Raw genomic sequence first — 1,582 nt, 5'->3', positions numbered from 1 at the left:
GTTGTGTTGGTCGCGTTCGCTACGTCGCTGATCTACGAACTAAGGTTGATGAATACGCTTGCTTGCTGAAGCTGCGATATTCAGTTAGATAGGAGGTTCTGCAATGCTGAAGAAGAATCTGCGCTGGATCGTTCCGCTGGTTGTGCTGCTGGCAGTCGTGGCCCTGGCCCTGACCATCACCCCGCTGGCCACGCACGCGGCTAGCCCGAATATGGCATGGTGGCCGCTTTAGAAGGCAAAAGAACGATAGAGCTGGGGGATTCTGAAGTAAGAATTTGGCATGTTACTGATTGCCAAATTCTACATCCCCCAGTATTTCTCTTTTCTCCAGATAGGAAAGCCAGTCTTCTATCTCTCTAGCAGACCGATGTCCTATAGAGCGGAGGGCTATAGCGCTTCTCTGGGCTATCTCCTTGGCTTCCTCTTTTCTACCCTCCAGCGCCGCTATTCTGGCAAATCCATATTGAGCTAAGGCAGTTAGATCTTGTGCTCCCTCAGGTGTAGTAGCCAACATATCATTAAAAATCGCTCTTGCCTGATCAGTTTTTCCCTTATCAAGCAAAAGATTACCATACTCATTCAAAATAAAGCAAATGAAATAAGGCACCCCTAGATTACGAGCGAGGCTTAATCCTTGTTTTATATAATTTTCCGCTTCTTCAAATAATTTCATTTTTCTTCTAACAGAAGCTTTATTTATGATTAAAGCACATATTAGTTCTTTATGATCTATATTATCAGCTATCTTTAGAGCTTCATCAAAGTATGACTCAGCTAATAGGTAATTACCTAACTCTAACTCCATATCTCCAATATTATTAAGTAGTAAGCTAGTCCACTCGAAGTGATTCAATGACTTTGCAAGGACTAAGGCATCCTGAGAATACGCTCTTGCCTGCAGCGGCTTCCCCTGCTCACAAGCAGAAGCAGCCAAACTGGCCAATATCGCACAAATACGCTCATGGTCGTCAATTTCTCGCGCCAGAATCAAACCTTCCTGGAGATAAGCATCAGCCTGAGAGTAGTCACCTAGGCGAGCGGCAACCTCACCCAGCTTTCCTAAGAGATCACAAATTCGCTCTTTATAACTGATCTGCCTGGCTAGGCGTAATCCATCCTGGAGGTAAGTTTCGGCAAGAACATAGTTGCCCCGCCTTGAAAAAACAGTTCCCAAATCTGTCAGCAAGGCGCAGATGCGCTCGGCATCCCCCAGAGCACGGGCCAGACGCAGGCCCTCCTGATAGTATCCCTCAGCGGCAGCGTAGTCCCCCTGGCGCAGGGCGATCTGCCCCCGATAGAGCAGCGTCCCAGTCAACCCGCGCTGGTCGCCCAGGGCCTGGGCCGCCGTCTGAGCGCGCTGCAGCCACAGCTCGGCCACGCCATACGAGGCCCGCACCAGCAAGAACGGCACGAACGTCACCACCCCACGCACCAGCTCCGTCTGGCGTCCCAGCATATAGGCCGCCTCCAGGCCCGCCACGATCACCGCACTCTCTCGCTCCAACAGCTCATAGTCCGCTCGGTGCTCCTCAGCATAATCGATCGCATACTCCATCAGGCGCACAAAAGGGGCCTGGATCGC

At 50.6% G+C, this 1,582-nt stretch carries 2 protein-coding genes; one reads left to right on the top strand and one right to left on the bottom strand.

The features are described from left to right. Nucleotides 1-103 precede the first annotated feature (103 nt). Nucleotides 104-232, top strand: coding sequence for a hypothetical protein (locus ACFMO7_RS02550; protein ID WP_376793963.1), 129 nt, complete (start codon nucleotides 104-106; stop codon nucleotides 230-232). A 51-nt stretch (nucleotides 233-283) separates the two neighbouring features. On the opposite strand, the gene ACFMO7_RS02545 is transcribed toward ACFMO7_RS02550, so the two are convergent. After that, nucleotides 284-1,582, bottom strand: a 1,299-nt coding sequence (locus tag ACFMO7_RS02545; protein ID WP_376793962.1) for a tetratricopeptide repeat protein, incomplete at its 5' end; no start/stop codon positions are given.

This window comes from Thermogemmatispora sp. (genome assembly GCF_042408735.1).
Taxonomy (GTDB): Bacteria; Chloroflexota; Ktedonobacteria; order Ktedonobacterales; family Ktedonobacteraceae; genus Thermogemmatispora.
The sequence above is the reverse complement of the archived record's forward strand: the minus strand, read 5'-3'. Positions and strand labels throughout refer to the sequence as shown.

Excerpts from the sequence above, each read along its gene's own strand:
- ACFMO7_RS02550 (WP_376793963.1), top strand. The coding sequence starts at position 104 with ATGCTGAAGAAGAATCTGCGCTGGATCGTTCCGCTGGTTGTGCTGCTG.